At 54.9% G+C, this 26,940-nt stretch carries 20 protein-coding genes; 8 read left to right on the forward strand and 12 right to left on the reverse strand.

All coding sequences use genetic code 11. The annotated features are described in order from the left end of the window. Positions 1-83 precede the first annotated feature (83 nt). Positions 84-947 (reverse strand): YicC/YloC family endoribonuclease, encoded by an 864-nt coding sequence (locus CWI71_RS01035; RefSeq protein WP_126753387.1) that lies wholly within the window; start codon positions 945-947, stop codon positions 84-86. A gap of 143 nt (positions 948-1,090) precedes the next feature. Between CWI71_RS01035 and rph the strand changes: the two genes are divergently transcribed. The 3 genes from rph to pyrE all read left to right on the forward strand — a co-directional run bounded on the left by rph (position 1,091) and on the right by pyrE (position 3,877). After that, positions 1,091-1,804 carry a ribonuclease PH gene (gene rph, locus CWI71_RS01040; protein WP_126753388.1) on the forward strand — a complete coding sequence of 238 codons (714 nt, stop codon included), beginning with the start codon at positions 1,091-1,093 and terminating at the stop codon, positions 1,802-1,804. 86 nt (positions 1,805-1,890) lie between these two features. After that, entirely contained in the window at positions 1,891-3,120 is a 1,230-nt protein-coding gene (locus tag CWI71_RS01045; RefSeq protein WP_126753389.1) for a hypothetical protein, read from the forward strand. A gap of 112 nt (positions 3,121-3,232) precedes the next feature. Further along, positions 3,233-3,877, forward strand: coding sequence for an orotate phosphoribosyltransferase (gene pyrE / locus CWI71_RS01050; RefSeq protein WP_126753390.1), 645 nt, complete (start codon positions 3,233-3,235; stop codon positions 3,875-3,877). A 9-nt stretch (positions 3,878-3,886) separates the two neighbouring features. On the opposite strand, the gene CWI71_RS01055 is transcribed toward pyrE, so the two are convergent. After that, positions 3,887-5,554 carry a type 1 glutamine amidotransferase family protein gene (locus CWI71_RS01055; RefSeq protein ID WP_126753391.1) on the reverse strand — a complete coding sequence of 556 codons (1,668 nt, stop codon included), beginning with the start codon at positions 5,552-5,554 and terminating at the stop codon, positions 3,887-3,889. 149 nt (positions 5,555-5,703) lie between these two features. Here CWI71_RS01055 and CWI71_RS01060 point away from each other — a divergent pair, with 149 nt between their 5' ends. Genes CWI71_RS01060 through fieF form a run of 3 tightly spaced genes read left to right on the forward strand, consistent with a single transcriptional unit; the run spans position 5,704 to position 8,588 of the window. Beyond that, entirely contained in the window at positions 5,704-7,155 is a 1,452-nt protein-coding gene (locus tag CWI71_RS01060; RefSeq protein WP_126753392.1) for a type 2 periplasmic-binding domain-containing protein, read from the forward strand. Beyond that, on the forward strand, positions 7,156-7,620 hold the full coding sequence (locus CWI71_RS01065) for a tRNA (cytidine(34)-2'-O)-methyltransferase (RefSeq protein WP_126753393.1): 465 nt from the start codon (positions 7,156-7,158) through the stop codon (positions 7,618-7,620). Beyond that, positions 7,620-8,588 carry a cation efflux pump FieF gene (fieF, locus tag CWI71_RS01070; protein WP_126753394.1) on the forward strand — a complete coding sequence of 323 codons (969 nt, stop codon included), beginning with the start codon at positions 7,620-7,622 and terminating at the stop codon, positions 8,586-8,588. The genes CWI71_RS01065 and fieF overlap by 1 nt, the downstream gene beginning before the upstream one ends. Here fieF and CWI71_RS01075 read toward each other — a convergent pair. The 9 genes from CWI71_RS01075 to CWI71_RS01115 form a co-directional block, all read right to left on the reverse strand. Beyond that, the gene (locus CWI71_RS01075; RefSeq protein WP_126753395.1) at positions 8,515-9,543 is read right to left on the reverse strand and encodes an alpha/beta fold hydrolase; all 1,029 of its coding nucleotides are present in this window, start codon (positions 9,541-9,543) and stop codon (positions 8,515-8,517) included. The two genes, fieF and CWI71_RS01075, sit on opposite strands and share 74 nt — an antisense overlap. Before the next feature lie 16 nt (positions 9,544-9,559). Continuing rightward, complete coding sequence (locus tag CWI71_RS01080) at positions 9,560-10,909, reverse strand: sensor histidine kinase (protein WP_126753396.1); 1,350 nt, start codon at positions 10,907-10,909, stop codon at positions 9,560-9,562. 9 nt (positions 10,910-10,918) lie between these two features. Beyond that, positions 10,919-11,596 carry a response regulator transcription factor gene (locus CWI71_RS01085; protein WP_126753397.1) on the reverse strand — a complete coding sequence of 226 codons (678 nt, stop codon included), beginning with the start codon at positions 11,594-11,596 and terminating at the stop codon, positions 10,919-10,921. Positions 11,597-11,672: 76 nt separating this feature from the next. Further along, positions 11,673-13,073 (reverse strand): nitrogen regulation protein NR(I), encoded by a 1,401-nt coding sequence (ntrC, locus tag CWI71_RS01090; RefSeq protein ID WP_126753398.1) that lies wholly within the window; start codon positions 13,071-13,073, stop codon positions 11,673-11,675. A gap of 3 nt (positions 13,074-13,076) precedes the next feature. Further along, positions 13,077-14,180, reverse strand: a complete 1,104-nt coding sequence (gene glnL, locus CWI71_RS01095) for a nitrogen regulation protein NR(II) (protein ID WP_241967571.1) — start codon at positions 14,178-14,180, stop codon at positions 13,077-13,079. Beyond that, complete coding sequence (locus tag CWI71_RS01100) at positions 14,167-14,751, reverse strand: DUF4124 domain-containing protein (RefSeq protein ID WP_126753399.1); 585 nt, start codon at positions 14,749-14,751, stop codon at positions 14,167-14,169. Before CWI71_RS01100 ends, glnL begins: the two co-directional genes overlap by 14 nt. 54 nt (positions 14,752-14,805) lie before the next feature. After that, positions 14,806-16,218: a glutamate--ammonia ligase gene (glnA, locus tag CWI71_RS01105; RefSeq protein ID WP_198678702.1), complete on the reverse strand. Its 1,413-nt coding sequence runs from the start codon at positions 16,216-16,218 to the stop codon at positions 14,806-14,808. Between the two features lie 284 nt (positions 16,219-16,502). Beyond that, positions 16,503-19,649 (reverse strand): efflux RND transporter permease subunit, encoded by a 3,147-nt coding sequence (locus CWI71_RS01110; RefSeq protein WP_126753400.1) that lies wholly within the window; start codon positions 19,647-19,649, stop codon positions 16,503-16,505. Beyond that, the gene (locus CWI71_RS01115) at positions 19,636-20,598 is read right to left on the reverse strand and encodes an efflux RND transporter periplasmic adaptor subunit (protein ID WP_126753401.1); all 963 of its coding nucleotides are present in this window, start codon (positions 20,596-20,598) and stop codon (positions 19,636-19,638) included. The genes CWI71_RS01110 and CWI71_RS01115 overlap by 14 nt, the downstream gene beginning before the upstream one ends. 125 nt (positions 20,599-20,723) lie before the next feature. On the opposite strand from CWI71_RS01115, the gene CWI71_RS01120 reads away from it, so the two are divergent. Both CWI71_RS01120 and typA read left to right on the forward strand, forming a co-directional pair. Further along, positions 20,724-23,435 (forward strand): putative bifunctional diguanylate cyclase/phosphodiesterase, encoded by a 2,712-nt coding sequence (locus CWI71_RS01120; protein WP_126753402.1) that lies wholly within the window; start codon positions 20,724-20,726, stop codon positions 23,433-23,435. Between the two features lie 99 nt (positions 23,436-23,534). Next, positions 23,535-25,379, forward strand: a complete 1,845-nt coding sequence (typA, locus tag CWI71_RS01125) for a translational GTPase TypA (RefSeq protein ID WP_126753403.1) — start codon at positions 23,535-23,537, stop codon at positions 25,377-25,379. Between the two features lie 9 nt (positions 25,380-25,388). Here the strand turns inward: typA and CWI71_RS01130 are convergent, their stop codons facing one another. Further along, positions 25,389-26,939: a sensor domain-containing diguanylate cyclase gene (locus CWI71_RS01130; protein WP_126753404.1), complete on the reverse strand. Its 1,551-nt coding sequence runs from the start codon at positions 26,937-26,939 to the stop codon at positions 25,389-25,391. Position 26,940 lies beyond the last annotated feature (1 nt).

Consider the following 26,940-nt stretch of genomic DNA (forward strand, 5'->3'; position numbering starts at 1 on the left):
TTGCCGCTGCACCCCGTAGGTGCGCCTACGAAAAGGTCACTTAAATAAAAGATAACATTATTGCGAGCCCCGCAGCTTCACCACTACTCAATATTTTGGATCTGCTCCCGCATCTGCTCAATCAATACCTTCAACTCCACCGCAGCAGCGGTAATATCAGCATTAATCGACTTCGAGCCCAAGGTATTCGCTTCGCGGTTAAACTCTTGCATCATGAAGTCGAGGCGGCGGCCGCAGGCGCCGCCTTTGCGCAGAATTTTGCGGGTTTCGATCACGTGGGTGTCGAGGCGGTCGAGCTCTTCGGCAACGTCAGTTTTTTGCGCCAGCATGACCATTTCGGCTTCCAGGCGCTGTGGGTCCAGTTCGACTTTGGCGTCTTCTAAGCGGGTGCGTAAGCGCTCACGTTGCCACTCCAGTACTTCTGGCATGCGCTTGCGTACCAGGGCGACCTGATCGGACACGCCTTCCAGGCGCTCTTCAATTAAGCGCTCCAGCGCTTTACCTTCGCTTTCGCGGTTGGCAATAAACTCACGCAGGGTGTCGTCGAAAGCCGCCAGAATTTCGTTCTGAATGGCGTCCATGTCCGCTTCGTCCTGGGCGACGACACCCGGCCAGCGCAGCACGTCAATCGGGTTCAGGTACGACGACGAGCTTTGGTTGGCGACCCAGTTGGCACTGGAGATCACGCTTTTGGCCAGCTCTTCGTTCAGTTGCAGACCGCCCTCGGCGCTTTGCTCAATATTCACCCGCAGGTTGCATTCAACTTTGCCGCGTTGCAGTTGTTTACGCAGCTTTTCGCGCAGCAGGTTCTCCATGCCGCGGAACTGCTCGGGCATGCGGAAAAAGGTCTCTAAAAAGCGTTGGTTTACCGAGCGCATCTCCCACGTTGCTGTGCCCCATTCGGCTTTCAGTTCGTGGCGCGCGTAGCCAGTCATGCTTTGAATCATGTGCCATTCCTTTCATTTTCAGTTAGCGCTAGTTTACCACCGAACGTGGGCGGATACAGCTACCTGAATTTCTGCTATAATCGCCGGCCAATTATGAAGCAAGCATAGTCAAGCCGCATACAAAAGAATAGAGGAGCCAGCCCATGCGTCCAAGTGGTCGTACTGCCCAGCAAATTCGTCCGGTAACTATTACCCGCAATTACACCCGCCATGCCGAAGGTTCGGTGTTGATTGAATTTGGTGACACTAAGGTGCTGTGTACCGCAAGTGTCGACCGCAATGTGCCGCGCTTTTTAAAGGGCAAAGGGCAGGGCTGGGTGACGGCTGAATACGGCATGCTGCCGCGCTCAACGCACAGCCGCATGGACCGCGAAGCCGCACGGGGCAAGCAAGGTGGCCGCACTGTCGAAATTCAGCGTTTGATTGGTCGCTCGCTGCGTGCTTGTGTTGATCTGGCTGCGCTGGGCGAGAACACCATCACCATCGACTGCGACGTGCTTCAGGCCGACGGCGGCACCCGCACAGCCTCTATTACCGGTGCCTGTGTGGCGCTGGTTGACGCGCTGAACTGGATGCGCAAGCAAGGCTTGGTCAAGACCAATCCGCTGAAAGGCCTGGTGGCTGCTATCTCGGTCGGCATTTTCGAAGGCCATCCGGTGGCTGATCTGGACTACCCGGAAGACTCCAAAGCCCACACCGACATGAACGTGGTCATGACCGAAGCTGGCAAGTTTATTGAAATTCAGGGCACCGCCGAGCTTGAGCCTTTTGCACTGGAAGAAATGAACGAGATGCTCGATTTGGCGCGTCATGCCATTCGCGAACTCATGGACCTGCAGAAGAAGGCACTTGCTTAAACCTACGAAGCCGCCTGGCAAATTCATAGCTCGTCGTCTAAGATTTTTGTTAACTAAAAACAAACATCGGAAATACAGGCCGAGCTATGAAAACGCTTCAGTATGTGCTTTTTCTTCTAACTCTCTTGGCAGTTACTGCCCTGAGCCTCCTTTCCACGGCACATGCCGCATCCGTCGATAATGGCGATCCTTACATTGTCGAAGTTAATGCCCGCGACTACCACTTTGACATGCCCAAGCAGATTAAATCGGGTTGGGTAACTTTTCGCTTCCATAATAAGGGCGAAGAAATGCATGTGGCGATTATCGGAAAACGCCCCGATGGTGTCGACCCCGAAGACTTTAAAGACGCTATCGAGAAGCTTCAGGTAACGCCGAGCATTCCTCAGGGCGGTCCCGGTTTGCACTCGCCGGGGCATGGCAGTGATACCGCTATTTATATGCCACCGGGCGACTACGTTATGCTTTGCGGTACGCGTACCGCAGCGGGCCACCAGCATTACCGCCTGGGAATGATGCACTATTTTAAAGTCACCGAAGAGCCCAGCAATGCACCTGAGCCAGAGGAAAACGTCAATATGACGCTTTCCATGTACGATGTCTCAACGGATGCCCCATTAAAACCAGGTCACAATACCATTCGAATCAAAAACAATACCGGTAATTTTGCTGATGTCCATTTAGTTTCCTTAAACGGCCCAGTAACCATGGCTGACGCGCGTCAGTACCTGGAAACACTCAAAGAACCTGGTCCAGGCAATTTTATGGGTGGTATTGAGCAGGGCGACCCGGAAAACATTCATTATTTGTCGGTTGATCTGAAAGAAGGCGATTACGGTTTGATATCTCACGAGGCGGCCGGCTTCGGCATTAACAAGACTTTCAAAGTGTCAGACACTGCATCGGCCATTCCCCGTGACGACATTGACCATGAAATGGTGCTGACTTTCTCAGAAGACGGCATGACCGGTCCCGACCGTGTGCCCGCAGGTCGCGTACGCATAGTGAACAATACCCTTGACGACCGCGCGCATGCCGCAGTTATTGTACGCCTGCGTGAGGGAAAAACCCCACGAGACGCTTTAAATTTTATTCTGGGATTAAGTAAGAATATTCAGGACGGTAAATTGGATCCCTTCGATGGACTTAGCAAGCCTCTTGATGACTTTTTCTTACAGTTGCCAATCCACCTGCCGGAAAACAACATATCGGTCGAGCTCGAGCCAGGTCGCTACGGTTTAATATGCCCTGCCGGTGCTTCCACTGATGAGGCCCATAGCAAACAAGGTGGCTTACACGAATTCACCGTCTACTAAAAAGTTAAAGCCATCTAAAGGCCTGACTGCGAAGATTTGGTATAATCGGCGGAACAGTAACCAGTATCCAATAACCAACAACCAACAACCAACAACGCAGTCAGGTTTCCTTATGAAACAATATCAAAAAGACTTTATCAGCTTCGCGATTGAGCGCGGTGTGCTTAAATTCGGCGAGTTTACCCTAAAATCGGGACGCACCAGCCCGTACTTCTTCAATGCCGGCTTGTTTAATCAGGGCGCGGATCTGGCGCGGCTGGGTCGCTTCTATGCGGCGGCGTTGCAAGACAGCGGTATTGATTACGACGTGTTGTTTGGTCCGGCCTACAAGGGTATTCCCATTGCCACGGCGGCCGCCATTGCACTGTATGACACTTATCAAAAAGATGTGCCTTACTGCTTTAACCGCAAAGAGAAGAAAACCCATGGTGAGGGCGGCAACCTGGTAGGCTCGCCGTTAAAAGGCAAGGTCATGCTGGTCGACGATGTGATTACCGCAGGTACGGCCATTCGTGAGTCGATGGAAATCGTAAAGGCCAATGACGCACAACTGGCAGGGGTGTTGATTGCGCTTGATCGCCAGGAAAAAGGTCAGGGTGAGTTAAGTGCTATTCAGGAAGTCGAGCGCGACTTCGGTACCAAAGTCGTCAGCATTGTGAAGCTGAACGATGTGATTGAGTACTTAAAAGACAGCCCCGAAATGCATCAGCACCTCGAGGCTGTCAAAGCGTATCGCGCTAAGTACGGCGTCGCTTAATAAAGCCGCTTAAAAACGCTCGGCAGGCGCGTACTGCATGCCAATGCGCGCGTTCTGCACCTGGCACTCGGCACCGGCCAATGCGGTTTCGGTGCCTTCACCACCAATCAGGGTCATGGTGAATTGCTGCCATTTCACTTCCACGGTTTCGCGGTCGCGACACAGCAGGCGCAATGAGTCGTACAGGCCACGACTGCTGATAAAGTTGGTGGTTGGCTCCACCTGCACCACTTGCGCGTCTTCGGCAAAGCTCACCTCAGTCAAATCGGTACCGGCAAAGCTGCCGTTCGAACCGGCCATCAGGTAATGGAAGGTCGAAGCGACCGCCAGTTCGTTTTGCTGCGCACCAGCGGCAAAGAACACACCGCGCTCGCCGGTCACTTTAAAGTCACCTGAACGCAGATTCACCAACAGCGCTGTCGCGGCATCAATACCTACCGCCAAAGGCACGCGGTTGGTCGCCGCCACCCGCAATAAGCGGCCATGGTTGCCCTGCTCGCCCATATTGGTGTCAAGCGTACCAAAGCGGAACAAACCTGCGCCGCCCATCGGGTGATAGGTTGCGCTGTCTTCACGCAGGTTGCGCGGGCAGGTGTCGTCTTTATCACAGCCTAAGCCTGGCGCCCGTGTTGCATGCACGCCTTCACGCAGTGCGGCTGCACTGCTACCACCGGTCACCATGGCGCGGCTGGTCATAACATTGGCCGACATACCGGCAGCGGCAACAATCAGTTGCTCCTCGGCAATGCGCTCGGCAATGCCCACCGCCAGCTCGTTCGGCTCGTTAAATGGCGTGACCAGCAGCGGGCGCAGCAAGTCAGGGTTACCGTCGGCAAAGTAAATCGCATCAGCATTGCGAATTTGCGTTAAGGCGTCGCCGGCGTCACAAAAAGCTACCTGACGTACGTGCAAGTCAGCATGCACGGCGGCACGACGGTACGCACCCATTTCACCCGGACGGTATTCGTCGAGCACCTCACAGGCATTGTCCTCACGTGCGGCCAGCACGGCTTTGTCGAGTGGCAGCCAGGAGGCATCGGCACCTGCACCGGCAAAGGTCTGCAGGTAATAATTGACTAAGTCCAGACTGTCGCGCTGCGCCGCGGTCACCACCAGAACGTGCGGTGTCTCACCTTCGCTCACCTGCTTTGCCTGCGACACGATGTCGCGCAGGAAGTCCAGCTGCACCTGCTCTTTGGTGGCCATCAGATTGACGCCAAACTCCACGTCGGTGGGCACGCGCATTTCCAGATGATCAATGATCATATTCCAGTCCGCTTCTGATAACTGGTCGTACAGATAGCGCGTGGCGCGACGGGTAAATTCTTCCAAAAACACGCGCTCAGAAATAACGTCCTGATTGACGCGGTTGCGCAACAGTTCAATGGCTTCTTTGACATCGTCACGCACTTCGCTGCGCAGCGGACCCCAGTTCTTAATATCTAAAAGTGGCTCAAGATAGACGTTACTTAAGTTTAAATAACGATCGGAGCGCATGGCGTCACGATCAATCCAATCGGTATCGTTGCAGCGCTGCCAGGCCATACTGGAACAGACCTCCAGCCGCTCGCCTAACAATACCAGCGGATAAAAATTGGTTTTCTCCTGGGCCTGCACCGTCGTACCACCAAATACGGCGGTCAGGGCCAGAGCGCAGGTAAACATCGCTTTGCGCATGTACTTACTCCTCGTCGACTTGCGTTATGACGCACAGTGTAACACTTTTCATCGCTAACCGAGCTGCTATACTTCTGGGCTAGCTAAGTTATGGTTTTTTGACCCCAGGTGAGGCGCAGAAGTTGCATTCAAACTCCCGACAATCATTCATGCGCTGTATCGTGCTACTCGCCTTTCTGGTGTTGCCAGCAGCGCATGCGCAGTCGCCCCAGCCTCAGCCATTAGTTGCCGGCAGCGAAACCCCGGGCGAGATGGTTTTCCGCACCCCTGATCCCTCACCGATTACCCGCTTCGCGGTGCAGTTATTGAGTGAAGTCTATGCCGAGCTGGATATTACCCTGCGCTTCATCGAGATGCCGCGTGATCGCAGCCTGACTGAAGCCAATAAAGGCCGAATTGCCGGTGAGCTGGGACGTATTCCGCGCTTAGGTGAAGAATACAGCAACCTGATCCGCGTCGACTTTCCACTGTTTACCTCGCGCGTCGTGCTGGTGGCGGACCGCCGCAAGTGTGGTCTTTGTAATTTCGACTCCATTGACAGCTACGCCTACATTGGCGGTACGCAGTCGGTAGAGCAGGTCATCGACGCGCAGGCGTCCAACAAGCCAAGTATTAAAGCCATTAATTTCGAGCAACTGGAAATGCTCTATGAGAATGGCCGGGTGCAGGCGGTACTTTTAAACGACTTTGAGGCGGCGCAGCTAAAGAGCATTGACAGTCCTTACACCATTCAGGTGCCTTATACCCGCAACACTGGCTACCATTTCTTGCATAAGCGCTATGCGCATCTGGTGCCGCAAGTCGAAGCCATTTTACAACGCAAAGCCGAGAACGGCCGTATTGCCGCGCTTAGTCTGGAGACCGGCGCTCAGCTGCTGCCACTGCAAAGCTTTAGCCAGACACCGCAGTTCGGACCTATTCGCATGACCGGCGGTTTGTTGCATGACCAGGCCAACCTTGGCGGCGGCGGACAGTACTGGCAGCTGGCGCAAATGGTTTTCCGCCCGGTGTCGACCGATGTCGAGGTTGAGCCGAACAATATTACCCGGGCCTATCGCGGCTATGTTGATGAGCGTTTTGAGGTTTACATTGGCGGCTACACCGTGGAAGTGCCCTCGCATTCCATTGCCTCGCGCAACCATATCGACTTTGATAAAGCGCTCTATCTGTTTGCGCGCGACGATGCGACGCTTGCAGAAATCAATCGCGGTCAGCACAAGCGGCCGATTTGTCATATTGAAGCCTATCAGTACGACCATCTGTTGCCGCCGGGCAATACCTATTACGCCGCCGATAGTCATCTTGATTGTTTTGCCATGCTCGATATGGGACGCATGGGCGCGGTGGTAGGCTACCGTGAGAATGTGCCGGACTGGCGTGACTCGCCTTATGTCATGGTGCAGCTGCGCGAAGCTTTGCCTATCCATATCTATTTTCGCAATAACCCACGCGGGGTGCGCATGCGCGACTGGTTCGACAAAGAATTGCGTCGCCTGGTGGAAAGTGGTGAGATCCGCACCCTGTATGACGCCGAAATGCTGCACCGTAGTCGGTTTGAACAGAATCTGCCCCGTTCCCAACATCGTCAAGGACCGCAATAGATGTTTCACATTGCTCTGCATACTCCGGTCATGCCCGCAAATACGGGCAATATTATCCGCTTATCTGCCAATAACGGCTGTCAGCTGCACCTGATTGAGCCGCTGGGCTTTGACTTTGAAGAGAAGAAGCTGCGCCGCGCCGGCCTTGATTATCATGATTTAAGTCACGTCGAGCGTTACCCCGACTTTGCCACCTTTAAACAAGCCATGGCTGGCCGGCCGATGTTTGCCTGCACCACCAAAGGCAGCAGTAACTACACCAGCGTCAGCTATCCGCCTGAATGCGTGTTGTTGTTCGGCTCAGAAACCAGCGGCCTGCCCGATCCTGTACTGGCACAATTTCAGCCAGAGCAGCGCATTCGTATTCCGATGATGCCGAATAACCGCTCGTTGAACCTGGCCAACGCGGTGGCGATTATCAGTTATGAAGCCTGGCGCCAGAACGGCTTTGCCGGAGGCGCATAGTGAGCAAGCAACGTGACTACGCTTTTTGGGTCAAACTGGCCACCCGTGCTTCGGTAACGGTGGCGCTGACCCTGGTCGTGGTTAAATTATGGGCCTGGCTGGCCACCGATGCCGCCAGTATGCTTGCCTCCGCCACCGACTCCATGCTTGACGGCTTAGCAGCTCTATTTACTTTCTTCTCAGTACGTTATGCGTTACAGCCCGCTGACCGGGAGCATCGCTTCGGCCATGGTAAAGCCGAGTCGCTGGCGGCCCTGGTGCAATCGGCGCTGATTACCGGTTCGGCGCTACTGTTATTAGTTCACAGTGCGCAACAGCTGATTGAAGGCACTCAGGTGCAGCGCGCTGACTTGGGTGTTTACGTGTCCCTGCTGGCAATTGTACTTACCTTAGGCCTGGTACTCATTCAGCGCCTTGCCATTCGCTATACCCAGTCCAAAGCCATCGCCGCCGACCAGTTGCACTTTCAGTCTGACCTGCTGCTCAACACCGCGGTCATTGCCGCTTTGCTGTTAAGTGCCTACGGTTGGTATTGGGCCGACTCGTTGTTTGCCATTCTGATTGCGGTTTATCTGATGTGGGGCGCCATTCGCATTGGCTGGGAAGCCTTCCAGGCGCTGATGGACCGCGAGTTGCCCGACGTCGATAAAGAGAAAATTGTCGAGGTACTACAAGGTACCGATGGCATTCACGGCTGGCATGATTTGCGCACCCGCGCCTCGGGGCCGACCCGCTTTATTCAGTGTCATGTGGAATTAGAAGACGAGTTGTCGCTGTATGCTGCGCATGCCATTGCCGATGGCGCGGAAAAACGCCTACGCGAGCTGTTTCCCGACACCGATGTCATTATTCACATGGATCCGCTGTCGGTGGTAGCGAAAAGCCGCGAATCAGCTAGCGATACTCGCCCTGAATCCAGCGCAGAAACGCCTCTACCGTTGGCTGACGATAATCGTCACTCTCAATAAGCAGCTCGTGGCGCGCGCCGGCAACTTTTTGCAGCCGGCTTTTTGGATGCGATAGTGCGCAGACGAATTCACATTGGCGCTGAGGGTCCACCACCTGATCGCCACCGGCCTGGACCACAAGCACCGGTATGTGAATATCACCGGCCTCACCAATAGCGCGGCGACTGGCCGACAGCGCCTGTGCCACCCAGCGAAAACTCGGTCCACCCAGCTGTGCCTCGGGGTGTTGCTGATACAACTGGCGGAACATCTGATAGCGCGCTGCACTGTGGCTCAGTTCATTGTGCGCAAAGGGTACTTCCACATAGTCGCCGGTGCCAAATATATACCAGGGCCGACGCGGGGTAAGTAAACGGTTCAGAAACGCCCCCGAATGCGCAAAGGCAACCGCTGCCCAGTGCGGAATACGCCCGGTCTGGATGCCAAACATAGGTGAGCAGAGTACCGCCGATTTCACTTTATGTGGATAGCGCGCCAGATACAACGCAGCAATCGCGCCGCCCATGGAGTGCGCCAGCACATGTACCGGCAAGTCGGCCGGGTACTTTGTGTGCATAACAGCTTCGACTGCACGGGCAAAAGCTGCGAAGTCGTCGACAAAGTCGTCGAAATGCTCGACATGGCCATTATGTCGGTTCGGTCCCAGGCGATCGGAAAACCCCTGCCCGCGGTGATCAAGAATTGCCACCGCGTAGCCCAGTTGACCCAGCTCCCATACCAGCTCGGGATACTTGATCGCGCCTTCAATGCGGCCGGGACTAAGCAGCACAATGCCTTTGGCGCGGTCGGGCTGAATCAGAAAGTAGCGTAAGGTGACATTGTGCGGGCGTTGCAGATCAAACATCTGCACGTGCTCTTGCCAGTAAGGCATAACGATGTCATTGAAAAAGGCCTGCCAGGCAACGGTATTGGCGTCGCTCGGTTTGTCGAAACTGAATTGTAATGTCTCGGTCACCGGCAGTTGCTCCTTATCATGTGGCTTGCGCGGGAATCACCACCTGTATTTCCAGACCACCCTCGGGGTGATTGCGGGCGTTTACGGTACCGCCAAGTACCGCGGCGGCACGCAGGCTAAGTGCCATGCCCAGACCTACGCCAGCTTTATGATTGCGTGACGGGTCGGCCCGGTAAAACGGGGTAAACAACTGCGCCAGATGCTCTGCCGGCACGCCCGGTCCGTGGTCGCGAATAATCATAGTGTAATCACTGGCAGTTGCTTCGCAACTTATTTCGACGGCATCGTCGGTATACTGCAGGGCATTACGCACCAGGTTCTCCAGTACCAGGCGCAGCAACTCAGGGTCACTCTCAAGTACCGGCCAGTCATCACTTTCGCGCACCTGTAAACGTTCGCCGTGCTTAGCGTCTACATAGGTTAGATCTTTGACCAGCTGGCCGACCAGCTTGCGCACATCTACCGGTTCGGTCTGCAGTTTCACCAGGCCGTTTTCCAGTCGCGACAGCGACAGAATCCTTTCAATAATGGTACTCAGGCGTTCCAGGTCACGACCAAGCTGCGCCATGTGACCACCTCGCTCGGGGCTGTCAGCTTCGTCCTGACTCAGCATCAGTGCCACCTGCATCCGCGCGAGCGGCGAGCGCAGTTCATGCGAGACGTCGGACAGCAGGCGCCGCTGCGCGTCGCGCGAGACGGCCAAATCATGGGCGGTACTTGCCAGCGCACGTGCCAGCTCACCGAGCTCGTCGTTACGCCGGGGCAAACGACGCAGGTCAGGCTGTTCACTGCCGCGGGCAATTTCACGCGTGGCGTGGGTCAAGCGGCGCAGCGGCATGACCAGCCAGGCACCAAGTAGAATTGCAATGGCCAGGCTGCCGACCAACAGCGCCAGCGTCTGTACGCGCTGGGTTTGCTGCTCAGAAATAACCTGCTGCTCGCGCTCATCAACGGTAATCGGACGGGTGACCAGAATACGATAGCCCTCAAGACGAAAGGGCCCTAACAGCATGCGATTGCCCAAGGGCACTTGTTGCGGTTCATCGGCTTCCAGCTGTTGCATGAGCATGCGCCGGTGCGCGGCGCTTAGCGTGCGATCCAATTGCAGGCGCTCTGGACCACTGGGCGCAAGACTTGCCGCCACCCGGTAGTCGCCCGCTACCAAACGTCCGGGCGTTAGTGAGCGAAAGGTGGTGACATCAGAAAGTATTGGCGCCAGTGACGACTGCACGGTTGCTGGTACCGGCTCGGGCGCAATCGGTTTACTGAACCACAGGGCCAGCAGGTAACCACTGCTGGCCACTGCAAACAGCAGGATCCAGAACAGCAATAACAGTCGCAGCGAAAGCGAGTGGTACCAGCGCATCAAGGGGCCTTATGAAAACTGGACGATACGGTAACCGCGGCCGCGCACGGTCTGAATACGCTCCGGCTCGTTAGGCAGTTTTTTACGGATATTGCTGATATGCACGTCGAGGCTGCGGTCAAAAGGTGCCAGCGAACGGCCAAGTGCCGCCACTGACAAGGCATCTTTACTGACCACCTCGCCGCCAGCACGGACCAGGGTGCGCAGAATATCAAACTCAGTGGGCGTCAGTTCGAGTCTGGTTTCGTCGCAGCGCGCTTCATTCTGGCTTGGGTCCACCACAAAGCCTGCGTACTCACTTTTTTCCGGACGTACGCTAGTATTCGGGCTACGCCGCAGCAGCGCTTTCACCCGCGCCACCAGCTCCTTCGGATAAAAAGGTTTCGGCAGGTAGTCGTCAGCACCCAGTTCCAGACCTGCCACGCGGTCCTCATCGTCGCCACGGGCGGTCAGCATAATCACCGGGGTATTGCGCCCCTGCTGACGAAGCCGCTGCAGCAGCTGAAAACCATCGATACCAGGCAACATAACATCAAGCAAAATCAGATCATATGAGCCGCTTAACGCTCGCTCTAAACCAGTTTCGCCGTCGGCGGCAAGCGTCAGTTGAAAACCTTCCTTGGTGAGAATTTGCTCTAACATACTGCTTAGTTCAGCATCGTCATCAACAAGTAATAGTTTGCTCATAAGTTACCCTGTGTTGTTATTGTAGCTCTTTACAGACTCAGCATTATGTAAAGACGCTCCTAAATAGATAGTCTGTTTACGTATCTTTTACCAACTCTTTGAGCTTACGCGTCAGGGTATTGCGGCCCCAGCCTAATTTTTCAGCAGCCCTTTGTTTATGGCCGTCGGTTACTGCCAGCGCCACCTCAAGTGCAATCCGCTCGAGGGTGGTGCTGACCTCATTTAAAACGTTGTGTTCATCGCTTTGCAAACGCTGCTCAAGATGACTGCGCATGACACTCTGCCAGTCCTGGTCAGGCTGCGCGCCTGAGGTTTCGTTAGTGCGCAGATCATCCGGCAGGTCGGCCACATCAACCAGGCGTCCCGGTGCCATGACCGTCAGCCAGCGACAGGTATTTTCGAGTTGCCGTACGTTACCGGGCCACTGAGCCTGTTGCAGGTGCTGCTCGGCCGCCGCGGTCAGTTGCTTGGGCTCGGCATTGAGTTCAGTAGCGACCTTTTGCAAAAAGTGCCGGGCCAGTTGCGGAATATCGCTGCGCCGCTCGGCCAGCGTCGGAATTTGCAGGCGGATCACATTCAGCCGGTGGAACAAATCTTCGCGGAACTCTTTTTCCTGCACGCGTTGGTCCAGATTCTGATGGGTCGCGGCAATTATGCGTACGTTCACCTGCACCGGCTGATAGCTGCCGACCGGATAGAACTGCCCTTCGGCCAGCACGCGCAGTAAACGGGTTTGTACCGCCAGTGGCATGTCGCCAATTTCATCCAGAAACAAGGTACCGCCGTCGGCCTGTTCAAAGCGGCCGCGACGACGCTGCGTCGCACCGGTGAAGGCACCTTTTTCATGTCCAAACAGCTCTGACTCAATCAGATCTGCGGGGATCGCCGCCATGTTCAGCGCAATAAAAGGTTTGCCCTGACGCGGGCTATGCTGGTGCAAGGCTCTGGCGACCAGCTCTTTACCGGTACCTGACGCACCGGTAATCAGCACGGTCGCGCTGGAATGCGAGAGTCTGCCAATCGCCCGAAAGACGTCCTGCATGGCCGGCGCGGCGCCAATAATACCGGACATCTGTCCCTGGCCGTCGCTGGCATCTGTCTGGGCCTGCTCCAGTTGCAGCGCACGGTTAATGGTGTGCACCACCTCATCCATATCAAAAGGTTTTGCCAGATACTCAAAGGCACCGCCCTGAAAGGCACTGACCGCCGAGTCAAGATCGGAATGAGCGGTCATCACAATAACACGCAGATCAGGGTAATGGCGCTGCACAAACTCAAGCACCTGCAGGCCGTCATCGCCGGGCATACGGATGTCAGTCAGTAATACGGCTGGCTGCTGATGCTCCAGCGCCTGGTACAAACTGGCGGCGTCGGCGAAGCTGCGGCTTTTTATATTGGCCCGTTGCAGGGCACGTTCCAGCACCCAGCGAATGGAACTATCGTCATCTAGAAGCCAGACTGGCTGTTCGCTCTGCATGCCTTACTCCTGCCCGTTGCTATGACTTTGCCGTGTTTCGACATAGGGCAAATACAATAAAAACCGCGTGTCGCCGGGCTCCGACAAGACTTCCACTTTACCGGCATGCTGGTGTACCGCATTTTGCGTAATCGCCAGCCCCAGCCCGGTACCACCGGCACGACCACTGACCATCGGGTAAAACAGCGTTTCTTTCAGTTGCTCGGGCACCCCGGGACCGTTGTCCTGCACTTCAATCACCGCGCATTGACGGTAGCGTTGGCCGTACAGGGTTTGCTGATGCAGCACGCGGGTGCGAAGGCTAATCTGCCCCTGCTGCTCGCGCTCAGCCAATGCTTCACAGGCGTTCATCACCACATTCAGTATGGCCTGCTCAATGGCGTCCGCAGCCATGGTCAGCTCCGGCAGGCTGGGATCATAGTCACGCACAAAGCGGATCCGTTTGGGCGCGCTTAGCTCAGCCACGGCAATCACCCGCTCAATCACTTCATGCACATTGGTGGTCATGCGCTTGGGCAGTTCGTGCGAGCCAAGCATACGATCGACCAGATTACGCAGCCGATCGGCCTGACTGATGATCAGGTCAGTGTATTCATGCAGCGCTTTATCGGCTAACTCGCTGGCCAGTAGCTGCGCAGCGCCACGCAGTCCGCCGAGTGGATTCTTAATTTCATGAGCCAGACCGCGGACAATGCTATGCGCCGCCTGTAACTGTTGTTGCTGCGAGGTTTCCTGGTTGATGCGGCGGATCTGGTCCACCTGGCGAAACTCCAGTAACACCTGCGCCTCGCCGTCATCATTGCGTAGCGGCTGGGCAATAAATTCTATGGTAATTCGCTGGCCGTCGTGAAAAACCCAGGTGACGTCGCTGTCGGACACGCTTTGCTGATCGCGCATCGCATGGCGCAACACCTCAGGCTCCAGCGAGCTGAAACTAAAAAGACTAAACAACGGTGCATTTAGCAGACGCTTGCGGCTGCCATCCAGCAGTGCTTCGGCAGCGGCGTTCATGTAACGGATGTGCAGTCGTGCATCAAGTTGCACGATGGCTGTCAGCAACTGGTCAAAGTCTGGTTGCACCATTTTGGTGCAATCAGTTTTGGCCACCCGTGCCTCCGTTATTCACGTTCGGATTCAGCGCCGGGTTGTAGATAGTTGCCTGGTGCATATAAATTACCACGGTGTCCGAAACCGCAAGTTCTTCGCCCGCCTCGTCATACATGCGTACCCGCAGGCGGTGCTCGCCGCGGTTCAGCCCTTCTAAGGTGGCACCGTTCGCGTCTCCCTGGTAGGCAATGTTGCCATCGACCAGCAGCTCGTAACTGAGCTCGCCTTCAACGTTGCGGGTCTGTGGTGCCCAGATCACATCGACAATACCCTGGTTACTGCGAATGGTTTGCTCATGGGCCGGCGCGACAATACTTACTGAAGCGGCAACTTGCTCGTCCTGCGCTTCCTCATCGGGCTGTTTCAAAACGGCACTTTCGACGGGCTCGAATTCACTGACCACAGTCTCAACTTCAACTTCTTCGGCGCCTTCTTGCTTTTCATCGGTGTACACCACGGTGCCGTCTTCAAGCACTTTCTTGTACACCTTGTCTTGCGCCGCCGCGGTGAACGAAAAAAGGAGGCTTGCCAGGACTCCAATGAACAGGGTTTTACTGATCGTCGTGAGCATGGGTTGCCTCCTCGTTTTTCGCTTTTTCCGCGGTTTATCCGCGTCTACTAACGCTTAGACACTGTAGTACAGGTCAAATTCAATTGGATGCGTGGTCATTTTCAACGTCATCACTTCTTTTTGCTTCAGGGCAATGTAAGCGTCGATCATATCGTCGGTCATTACACCACCTTGCTTCAGGAAGTCACGGTCTTTGTCCAGCGCTTCCAGCGCCATTTCCAGAGAATGACACACGGTTGGAATTTCCTTGGCTTCTTCCGCCGGTAAGTCGTACAAGTCTTTGTCCATGGCGTCGCCAGGGTGGATCTTGTTCTTAATACCGTCAAGGCCTGCCATTAACAGCGCACTGAAGCACAGATACGGGTTCGCTGCCGGGTCAGGGAAGCGTACCTCGATACGACGCGCCTTGGCACTGGCGACCAGCGGGATACGAATGGACGCTGAGCGGTTACGCGCTGAGTAAGCCAGCATGACCGGTGCTTCAAAGCCTGGTACCAGACGCTTATACGAGTTGGTGGCCGGGTTCGCAAAAGCATTGATGGCACGCGCGTGCTTAATGATACCGCCAATGTAGTACAGCGCGGTTTCACTCAGACCACCGTACTGATCACCGGCAAACAGGTTCTTGCCGTCTTTATTCAGTGACATATGGACGTGCATACCTGACCCGTTGTCGCCGACAATTGGCTTCGGCATAAAGGTTGCAGTCATACCGTACGAGTGTGCCACGTTGTGTACGACGTACTTGTAAACCTGAATTTCGTCCGCTTTCTTGGTCAGGGTATTGAAACGGGTTGCCACTTCGTTCTGACCCGCCGTTGCGACCTCGTGGTGGTGCGCTTCAACCACCAGACCCATATCTTCCATCACCATGGACATAGTACCGCGCACGTCATGCGCAGAGTCCACCGGTGGTACCGGGAAGTAACCGCCTTTCACGCTTGGACGGTGACCCAGGTTACCTTCGGCGTATTCTTTGCCTGAGTTCCACTTCGCTTCTTCGGCTTCAATTTTGTAGAACGAACCGCTCATGTCAGTGTGGAAGCGCACGTCGTTGAATAAGAAAAACTCTGGCTCCGGACCGAAGAAAGCGGTGTCCGCAATACCGGCGCTTTGCAGGTAAGCTTCGGCGCGACGGGCGATAGAGCGTGGGTCACGATCGTAGCCTTGCATGGTGTCTGGCTCTAAAATGTCACAGACCACGTTCATGGTCACTTCTTCAGTGAATGGGTCCAGCACGATTGAGTCGCAGTCTGGCATCAACACCATGTCGGACTCGTTAATGCCTTTCCAGCCACCAATGGAAGAACCATCGAACATTTTGCCTTCTTCGAAGAACTCTTCATTAATTTGTGACACCGGGATGGTGACGTGCTGCTCTTTACCTTTGGTATCGGTAAAGCGCATATCTACGAATCTTACTTCGTTTTCTTCAATAAACTTCATTACGTCTTGTGGTGTCGACATGTGTTCCTCCGGAATCGCGAATGTCTGTATGTCAGTAGAACGAAAAAGTATAGCTTAGTGGAGCGCTGTTTGCTGCTCGCTATTTGCTGTTGGTGGGTGGTATTGCAACCGCCGTGCCAGAATTTAAACATTCCCTATATTTCAATCGCTTATAACAACAAAAAGCGAGTCTCTAAGGGTTGATGCGTGCTGGGCGGACGCTTAACGCTTACTTTTGCACTATTATAGTGCAAAACGATGCACTGTAGTAGTGCATCGTTTGCCTGAGCGGAGGAATTACGGCTTTAGCTGGCTTTTTGCTGCTTGCGCCGCAGCAGTGATGCGTAAAGCAGTGGAATGACGACCAGCGTCAGCACCGTCGAAACTGCGATACCAAAGATGAGGCTTACGGCGAGGCCGTTGAAAATAGGGTCGTCGAGAATGAAGAAGGCACCAAGCATGGCGGCAATGGCGGTCAGCACAATCGGTTGCGCGCGTACCGCTGCCGCTTCAATCACCGCGTCATTCAGTGCTTTGCCCTTAGCGACCGCGTCACGAATAAAGTCGACCAGCAAAATTGAGTTGCGCACGATAATGCCGGCCAATGCGATCATGCCGATCATAGAGGTGGCCGTGAACTGCGCGTCAAGCAGAGCATGCCCTGGCATAATACCAATCAGCGTCAGCGGAATTGGCGCCATAATGACCAGTGGCGTGCCATAACTGCCGAAATGACCGACCACCAATAGGTAAATCAGCAGCAGGCCTACGGCATAGGCAAGGCCCATGTCACGGAAGGTCTCGTAGGTAATCTGCCATTCACCGTCCCATTTCAGCGCGGTCTCGTCCCACTCGTCCGGCTGGCTGATAAAGCTTTGCGGCAGGTCAATGTTACCTGCGGCGGCAAATAGCCCGTACAGCGGTGAGTCGAGCTCACCGGCCATATCGGCGGTCACGTAAATAACCGGCCGTAAGTCTTTATGGTAACGCGGCTGCTGAATCGGCACCTGACGCCGCTCAATAATGGCGCCCAGCGGCACCGCATGGTCTTGTGCACTGGTCACCGTCAGACTCTGTAACTGCGCCAGTTGCGCTTGCCAGTCGGCGGGCAGGTGCAGCTTCACCGGCACCGGTTGTAACTGATCAGGCAGCGCCAGATAGGTTACCGGCATGCCACTAAGCGCGGTTTGTAGCACCTGGACCGCGTGCGCAGGGTTCACGCCCAGCTGCGTCGCCCGGGCATAATTGATGTGCCAGACTTCCTCGTGACCGGCAGCCACCAACGTACTGTCGATATCGACCACGCCCTCAGTCTGCTGCAATTGCTGCATGACCTGCCGCGCGCCAGCTTCGCGTTCAGCTGCGCCCGGGCCGTAAATCTCAGCAACAATAGGCGCCAGCACCGGCGGACCCGGCGGCACTTCCACCACCTTCACACTGGCACCCGCTGCGGCGGCAATCGGCTCGACCAGCGGACGAATTGCCAGCGCAATCTTATGACTGGCACGCTCGCGCGCCTCTTTGTCCGCTAAAATGATCTGAATATCGCCCTGATGCGCGGCGCTACGCAAATAATACTGCCGCACCAGACCGTTAAAGCCGATGGGCGCTGCGGTACCGGCGTAAATTTGCGTGGCCCTGACCTCAGGCACCTCATCAAGCTTATGCGCCATCTCGAGCAGTACTTTATTGGTTTGCTCCAGCGTGCTGTACTCAGGCATATCCAGCACCAGCTTAATTTCGCTTTTATTGTCAAAGGGCAGCATTTTCATGACCACCGCCTGCACTACGGCCAAACCCAGCATGGCAACAATCAACAGAATGAGGCCAAAGCCCATGGCATAGCGCTTTTTACGGCTGGCCAGCAGCGGTTGCATCAGCTTTTCAAACAATCGGTGCAACCGGCCAGGTGCTTTGCTCTGAGCACCATGGCCTTGGCTGTCGTGACTGTTATGGTCACGCAGCAGACGGCGCGCCAGCCAGGGCGTAACGGTCAGCGCGATGATCAGTGACAGCAACATGCCCATGGAGGCATTGATCGGAATCGGGCTCATGTATGGCCCCATCAGGCCACTGACAAAAGCCATCGGCAACAAGGCGGCAATGACAGTGAAGGTCGCCAGAATAGTGGGCCCGCCGACTTCATCTACCGCCGGCGGAATGGCCTGCTTAAGTGACTTACCCAGCCCCAGATGGCGATGAATGTTTTCCACCACGACAATGGCGTCATCGACCAGAATACCAATTGAGAAAATCAGCGCGAACAGTGACACGCGGTTTAAGGTAAAGCCCCAGGCCCAGGACGCAAACAAGGTGGTGGCCAGGGTCAGCACCACAGCACTACCGACCACCACAGCTTCGCGCTTACCCAGGGTAAAGAGCACCAGCGCCACTACAGAAATGGTGGCAAAAATCAGCTTCTGAATAAGTTTCGAGGCTTTGTTGTCGGCGGTCTGCCCGTAGTTGCGGGTGACCTCGACGTTCAGTGCCGGCGGCAGCCATTGTTCTTCCAGCGTGTTGAGCCGAGTAAGTACCCGCTCGGCCACCTCCACGGCGTTTTCGCCGGTTTTCTTGGTGACCGTCATGGTCACCGCGGGCTGCACCTGGCCATTTTTCTCGCGCGACCAGACATAGCGTGAGGCGCGGGTGGCCCCAGGGTGAATAGTCGCCACTTGCTCCAGCCTTACCGGACGCCCGTCGACCACCGCAACGACCAGCTCGCGTAGCTGTTGCGCACTGCCAATAAAGCTGCCCGCCTGCACCTGAAGCTGCTGCCCGTCCTGCAGACGATAACCTGCCTGCGCACTGGCATTCTGACTCGCCAGCGCTTGCGCGACTCGGTTTACATCCAGACCGACCTGTTGCAGCGCAGTGCTATCCAGGGTCACGCTTACCTGCTCAAGCTCAGCGCCAATCACGGCAATATCACGCACCCCGTCGACATTTTGCAATGGCGCGCGCAAGGTATCGGCAACGGACTTTAAGTCGAGCTCAGGGGAGGTCAGGGTCAGCCCCAGAATTGGCACGTCATCAATGCCACGGGTTTTCACCAGCGGCTGCGACAACGATGGATGCTGCAGCTGCCATGAGGCTAAGCTGTCAAATAGCTCGACCAGCGCTTTTTCGCGGGCCACGCCCACCGCAAACTGCACCGTCACCAGCGCCTGGCCGGGTTGTGACACCGAGTAAATATGCTCAATGCCCTGCATGCGGGCAAAGTGCTGTTCCAGCGGGGTGGCAATTTGCTGTTCAATTTGCGCCACCTGCGCCCCGGGCAGGGCGACCATCACGTCTGCCATGGTCACGTCAATCTGTGGCTCTTCTTCACGCGGCGTAATAAGTGCCGCCATGATGCCAAGCAAGAGCGCGAAAATAGCCAGCAGTGGCGTTAGCTGTGAACGCTCGCCCCAGGCCGCCAGCCGCCCGGCAATGCCTAACTTATTTGTTGCCATAGCTGACTACCTCGTTGGCAGCAAGGCCGCTGACAACTTCAACCTCGCCGTCATACTGGGCGCCTAAACGCACCGCACGCCACTCACCGTTGGCCATTTTCACCAGCGCCAGTTCGCCCTGATGGTAAACAGCCGCCTGAGGAATCACCACCCCGAGATGCTCACCCACTTTCACCGTGACGGTTTGCCACTGCCCCGGCAAGAGATCCGTGCCCGCCGGCAGCGCAAGCCGCAGGCGCTGTGTTGAGCTTTGCTGGTCCACCGTTGGAAATAACTGAAATGCAGTGGGTTCAATCTCGCCCACACGTGCCCACTGAAACTGCGCGGTGGCGCGGCCATCATCGGCCGGCAGATCGACATGAATGCGCAGCTGTGCCGGATCAAAGCCACTCATAAGCGGCGTACCCGGCTGTACCAGTTCGCCGGGCTCAACCAGACGCGCGCTGACCACGCCACTATAAGGCGCTTTCACTTCGGTATATGAGAGCTGTTCCTGCGCGCGGGCAACGGTTGCAGCCGCCGAGCGCTGCTGCGCTTTGGCGCTGTCCAGTTGCGCCTGCACCCGATCCAGCTCAGCGCCTGGCAGCAAGCGTTGCTCGACCAGCCGCGACACGCGCTTAAATTCCTGCTCGGCGGCAATCAAGTTCGCATTAGCTGCGGCCAGCTGTGACTCCGCCTGCATTAGCGCCTGATACTGCTCTTCTGAGGTGATGGTAATAATGGTTGTACCGGCGGCCACCTGGTCACCGACATCTACCCGTACCTGTTCAACGCGTCCGGACACTTGCGCTGAGACCGTGGCAGCGTTGGTTGCCTCGACCACACCCTGTAGTTTCAGGTAATCGGAAAGCAGTTTTTCCTGAACCGCTACGGTTTGGGCAAGACCATGCGGGGTCACCGACAACAGCGATATTGTTAAAAAAAGTTTGACAAAAGAAGCGCAACGCATGACTTTACCTCGAAGCTTTATTTGGAGCTAATTTAGCTTATTCTAAAGTAAATATCAAGACGCTTGCAGCCCGCTGGGATTAGCGCTAAGTTGAACATTTCCACATAACTGCCAGAAGCGCCTTTATGAAAGAAACGCATCATACGTTGCAGCAACATTTACTGTTTGGGGTCGCTTGCTCCCTCATTGCTGTAGGTGCCACCGGCGCAATTGAAGTATTACTCTTTGAGTATCAGGAGTTTATGACTGCTGTGCCGCCTGGTCTGGCAATCAGTGCAACGCTGGCGGGCGCCGGCTTGCTGGCGCGCGCGTTGGGCTATGCCAAGTTAGCTAGTTTAATTGTTGCGTTGTTGTTGGCATGGTCCTTTCTGTTTCTTTTTAATCCCTTCGGCTCGGTTCCGCAGCATTGGCTGTCTATGCCCCCTGTCATCTCCGCCGCTGTATTAACAGTTTTCGCAGTCAGTCTGGCCATTCCTACCCGCTATCGGCTCGGCCGCTTATTCTTAAAGTTAACCGCACTTTGCGCCTTTATCAGCTTCGTTGTACTGGAGCTGATGCTATGGATGAGCTCAAACAACGCCACAGACGTGGCACTGTTCGATAACCCCAGCGCTAAAGCCCTTGGCGGTTACGCACTATTGTTACTGGCCATCGCTTGTTATTTACTGTCGCGGGTCAAACTGCCGCCATTGAGTAAAATGGTGCAGCACACCGAAGTGCTGACCAGCGTAGCTTGTATTGTCGTTGCCTTCGGACTGTGGGCAAGTCTTACCTCTCATGACATCAATTCCCACCGTGAACGCGCTGAATTAGCACTGTTCAATGTCAGCACTACATTGAGCCAACGCATGGAGACGCACATTCTGGCACTACGACGCCTGGCGACACGGCTTGGTATTGAGATTCAGCCTGAGACCAGCTTGCGCTTGTTAACTACGGATATCGAAAACTATGTTCGCGATTTCCCCACCTTCGACGGCATTATGGTTTTAGACGGGCAACTTAACTGGGTTGCCGGTAATCCCTATGCGCAACAGTTTATGCAGTCGCCATTGTTCGACCGCCCTGCGGTCAGGGAATGGTTGTTAACGCCCTCACAAGAGCCCGTCAATGCCGTACTAGGTGCGACGCTGGAAACGCCCGCGCCGACCATGGTCATGAAGATACCTGTCACCGACTCGTTTTTACGCGGCGGGCAACTGATTACGTTTTTCAATATTCCTGAACTCTTACGTATCTCGGAAGCCGCACGCGTCAGCGGTATCAGCAATTACTGGAAAATCAGCGACGACAGGTTATTCGCGCTCGACCCTGCCAGCGAGCAGCGCCTGCGAAGTTTCGCGACCCAAACACAACGTTATCCGCATTACCTGGTGCGCTCAGTAGAAGGTGGTGACTCAGGCCAAGTACAACTGGTCAGCTTTATCACTGACTATCGCGCCATGCGTGCCGAAGCTGCCATTAACCAACTGATTTTATTTGCCGGCCTGTTATTTGTCCTCTTACTTGCTATTGGTCATGATCGCTCATTACGGCTTAGTAAAGAGCGGCAGAAGTTGCACTATCAGGCGCGCCACGACCACGTGACGGGCTTGCTCAACCGCTGGGCGTTTGAGGAAAAGTTGGGTGAACCAAATGCTTTACCAGCGAATTGCGCAGTGCTATTTCTCAATCTCGACGGCTTTAAGCCGGTTAATGACAGTATTGGTACCCTGCTGGGAAATGCCGTATTGCGTCAGGTGGGTGAACGTCTCATCCATACCTGTCCCGAGACGGCGATTTTCAGTCGCTATGGTGGTGATGAGTACGTCATTGTCGTGCCGCAACAAGCTCAGGTGCAAACGCACCTATTGGCAAGTGAATTACTTAAAGCCATTCACGAACGCTTTGTGGTTGATAACACCGAAATCTTGCTCACCACCAGTATTGGCACCACAGTAACCGAGCCTGCACAGGCACTTGGCAGTGCTATCGCCCGCGCGGAAATGGCCATGACCGAAGCGAAGCGGCTGGGCGGCAACCTGGTGCGCGAGTTTACCAGTTATATGGAGCTTGATTACCGCCGTCAGGTGCGCATTCGCGGGTTATTGCAACAGGCACTCGAATACGATCGGCTTGAGATCTTTTATCAGCCACAAATCGATACCCGCAGCGGCCGAATTATTGGTGCTGAAAGTCTGGTGCGGTGGAAGCACAACGATAGTTACATCTCACCGGCGGAGTTCATTCCCGTTGCCGAGCGCACCGGCCAAATCATAAAACTTGGTGAACAGGTACTGGAAAAGGTGCTGCGCCATCGGGCGGCACATGCTTCGCTGCGCGCGCTGGATATTTCAGTCAATATCTCGATCCAGCAGTTGCAGCGCTATGACTTTCCGCGAGTGCTGAAAAACTTACTGCAACAAACTCACAGCGACACCAAAAATCTTACCTTTGAACTGACCGAGGGCGTATTTGCCGACATTGAATCGCAGAACAACGTTCTGGCGCTACAGCGTTTACGGGATATGGGCTGCGAGGTCGCTATTGATGACTTTGGTACCGGCTACTCCTCGCTGGCCTATCTGCACCGCATTCCGGCCGGTATGGTCAAGCTTGATCGCATGTTCGCTGCCGACATCGTGATTAATAAAGATAAATACGAGTTGGTACAAACCGTCACCCGCCTGTGTCATACCTTCGGTAAAAAAATCATCATTGAAGGTGTTGAAAACGCCGCACAGGTTGCCGTGTTTCGTAAACTCGGGGTGACCGTCATGCAGGGCTATCACTTCGCACGCCCCATGCCTCTTGAACAATTTCTCGCGCTGATTGAAAAAGAACCTCATTTTACCTGACGGCACGAAATTTAGCCTATTTTCCTAAAAACCTGTATAATCGCGCACATTTTTCACCCCCCAATTAACAGGCTTGGGCCTGTCTTTGAGATCTACTTCATGAGTAAGTTTGTAAATAGCACAGAAATCAATAAGTTACGCAACATAGCTATCATAGCGCACGTTGACCATGGCAAGACCACCCTGGTTGATAAGCTGCTGCAACAGTCGGGCACCCTCGAGAGCCGTGGCGGCGTTGAAGAGCGTATTATGGATAGCAACGATCTTGAGAAAGAGCGTGGCATTACCATTTTGGCAAAAAATACTGCCATTAATTATCAAGATTACCGTATCAATATTCTCGATACCCCGGGGCACGCTGACTTCGGTGGTGAAGTTGAACGCGTACTGTCGATGGCCGACTCGGTTCTGCTGTTGGTTGACGCCGTCGATGGTCCGATGCCGCAAACCCGCTTCGTAACCCAAAAAGCGTTTTCGCACGGTCTGAAGCCGATTGTGGTCGTCAACAAAATTGACCGCCCCGGCGCGCGTCCTGACTGGGTGATTGACCAGGTCTTTGATCTGTTTGACAACCTTGGCGCGACCGACGAGCAGCTTGACTTCCCGATCGTTTATGCCTCGGCGTTAAACGGCTTCGCCACGCTTGACCCGGATTCGCCAAGCGAAGACATGACACCGCTGTTTGAGACCATTCTTGAGCGTGTGTCACCACCGGACGCAGACCGTGACGGCCCGTTACAAATGCAGGTGTCGCAGCTGGACTACTCAAGCTACCTGGGCATTATCGGCATTGGCCGTATAAAGCGCGGTACCCTGAAGCTCAATCAGCCAGTGACGATTGTCGGTGCCGATGGTTCACAGCGTAACGGTAAAGTGGGTCAGATATTTGGTTATCTGGGTCTGGATCGCATTGAAGTCGACTCCGCCAGCGCCGGCGACATCGTTGCCTTTACGGGTCTTGGCGAGCTGAAAATCTCTGACACTGTTTGTGCGCAGGGTCACGTTGAAGCCTTACCACCATTGACGGTGGACGAGCCAACGGTAACCATGACCTTCCAGGTCAATACGTCACCGTTTGCCGGTAAAGAAGGTAAGTTCGTTACCTCACGTCAGATTCTTGAGCGTTTGCAGCAAGAACTGAAGCACAACGTAGCATTACGCGTTGCTGAAACCGACAACCCGGATCGTTTCCGCGTTTCAGGTCGTGGTGAACTGCACTTAGGTGTCCTGATTGAAAACATGCGCCGCGAAGGTTTCGAGTTGGCAGTGTCGCGTCCTGAAGTTATTCTGCGTGAAGTTGATGGTGCCAAAGAAGAGCCATTTGAAAACCTGACCGTGGACATTCAGGAAGAGCACCAGGGTTCGGTCATGGAAAAACTCGGCTTGCGTAAAGCTGAAATGACCAATATGACCCCCGACGGCAAAGGCCGCGTGCGTATCGACTTTATCGTTCCAAGTCGTGGGTTGATTGGCTTCCAGACCGAGTTTATGACCTTAACCTCGGGTACCGGTTTGCTCTACCACACGTTTGACCACTACGGCCCGTACAAAGGCGGCAAGATTGGTCAGCGCATTAACGGCGTGCTGATTTCAAACGCCCAGGGTAAAGCGTTGGCCTATGCCTTGTTTAACCTGCAAGAGCGTGGTCGTCTGATGCTGGGTCACGGTGAAGAAGTGTACGAAGGCCAGGTGATTGGTATTCACAGCCGCTCTAACGATTTGACGGTAAACTGTCTGAAAGGTAAGCAGTTGACCAACATTCGCGCGGCCGGTACCGACGACGCCTTGTTGCTGACACCACCGGTGCGCTTCTCGCTGGAGCAGGCATTGGAATTTATTGACGATGACGAGCTGGTTGAAATTACGCCAAAATCGATTCGTATCCGTAAGCGCATGTTGACCGAGAACGAACGTAAGCGCGCCAGCCGCTCGAAAGAAGGCTAAGAAAAACTCTTAATCGGCTGTATCAGAGGCCGCGACCACCTGGTCGCGGCCTTTTTCTTTGGCCTCGTAAAGTAAGTCATCGGCCTGATCGACCGCCTTATCAAAGCTCTCGTCAAGGTTCCATTGCACGACACCGGCGCTCAGCGTGACGCTGAAGGTCTCCCCGTCTGCGGAAAACTCGTGGGAACGGAATTTGTCAGCCAGACGCCTCACCACCTTCTTGCCATCCGCTTCTGAACTACCGTCCAGCACCAGAGTAAATTCCTCACCGCCGGAACGGGCAGCCAGGTCGACTTCGCGCACATGCTGTTGAATTTTTTCCGCCAGGTTCTTCAATACTTCGTCGCCCGTAGCATGACCATATTCATCGTTGACCTTTTTGAAATGATCGAGGTCAATCATGACCACTGCGAGCTTCTGGCCATGCCGCAGCGCCCGTTGCTTGAGCTTCTCTGCTTGCCTGAACAGCGCACGGCGATTCAGCAGTCCGGTCAGGCTGTCGGTGGTCGCTAACTTGCGCAGTTTTTCATTGGTCTTGCGTAGTTCCTCGGTGCGCTCTTTGACCTCTTGTTCCAGTTGCGTACTGAGGTTGGCAAAAGGCCGCGCGATGCGACCTGCACTGACCCAGCCGACGCCGGCAAACGCCAGGGCAACCGCAACGCCAATCGCAAGTGCCTTCCAGCGCAGCTCAAGAACCGGCTGTAACGCGACTTCAATAGGCTCACGCACAATGATCTGCCACTCGGGACCGCGATACTCGTCACTGGTGCCGACTTTGGCATAGCCCAACAAATACTCCTGACCATCGCGCCACTCCTGACGGCCATACCCTTGCGTTTTCACTTCGTCAGTCAGTGTGGTTTGCAGTTGTTCGCCCTCAAGACCAAATGGGCCTAACAGAATTTTTCCTTCAGAGTTGACAAGCAGAATGTCACTGCCGGGTAATGTCTCGAGGGTGCGCATGGCGGCGCTCTCAACTGTGGCGGTCCATTCCCAGTTCAAATGACTGCCAAAGACACCCCATACGTTACCCTCAGGGTCTTTCAGCGGCAGTGAAATATCAACAAAACGCAGCGGCTCATAACCATCAGGATTTAAAATCGATTCCAGTAACAGCGCGCCATGCACGTCGCCGATAAAGTAAGGCTGTTGAAGTGCCTCTTTAAACCAGGGCCGTTGGCTGACATTTGCACCTTCAAGCACACCGTTGGAGCTGATCAACACTTCGCCGGCGCGGTTGGTAATACCAATCCAGGCATAGTCTTCGTAACTATCGTAAAGTGCGGCAATGAGTTGTCGTAAGCGGTCGAACTGCGCTTCGTTTTGCGGTTGTTCAATGAGTTGCGCTGAGGTTTGCATGTCACGCAGACGTTCATACATACCCTGCTGCAGCTGATAACTGGCCTGCTCAGCGACGTTGGCGAGGCTGGCGCCTACTTGCTGCTCTAACTGACGCGTCGCGGTTTGCGTCAGTACCGCGGTGATAATGATCGAAAACAGCAGGCCAAAGCCCGCATAGATACCAAACCACCGTAGCTTGAGGTTGACCGGGACCAGCATG

It is taken from the genome of Pseudidiomarina insulisalsae, from assembly GCF_003987065.1.
Lineage (GTDB): Bacteria > Pseudomonadota > Gammaproteobacteria > Enterobacterales > Alteromonadaceae > Pseudidiomarina > Pseudidiomarina insulisalsae.